Origin of the sequence: Mesorhizobium sp. M8A.F.Ca.ET.165.01.1.1 (assembly GCF_004792065.1) — a bacterium.
Classification (GTDB): domain Bacteria; phylum Pseudomonadota; class Alphaproteobacteria; order Rhizobiales; family Rhizobiaceae; genus Mesorhizobium.
Genome location: NZ_SRTH01000101.1, coordinates 1 through 381, shown reverse-complemented (window position 1 = coordinate 381; position 381 = coordinate 1). Strand labels below are relative to the sequence as shown.

At 59.8% G+C, this 381-nt stretch carries 1 pseudogene; it reads right to left on the bottom strand.

Going from position 1 to position 381, the window contains the following annotated elements:
* Positions 1-343, bottom strand: a pseudogene (locus EN808_RS35280) (sulfate adenylyltransferase); the annotation flags it as partial.
* Positions 344-381: the final 38 nt, after the last annotated feature.

The following is a 381-nucleotide window of genomic DNA, read 5'->3' as shown; positions in this document are numbered from 1 at the left end:
AGATCGGTTCAATGCCTAAATCGCCGAGCTCATCGAACAGCTCCCTGCTCGCATTGGCAGCGTAGAAACCGCCGACGCCCGAGTGGTCGCGTCCGATGATGAAATGGCTGCAGCCCATGTTCTTGCGGCACAATGCCGTGAAAACCGCTTCGCGTGGGCCCGCAAATCGCGGATAGGTGATGAAGCTTGCGAGCACCACCTTGCCCGGCGGATAAATGCCGTAGTCGAGCATGGCCTGGTAGCCGTCGAGGATAAGGTGCGGCATGAAATCGCCGCGCTTGGCAAGTCCCACAACAGGGTTGATCAGCAGGCCGTCGGCGTAAGTGCGCTCCAAGGCGGCCATCTGGATCACCTCATGGACGCGATGGACCATGTTGCGAC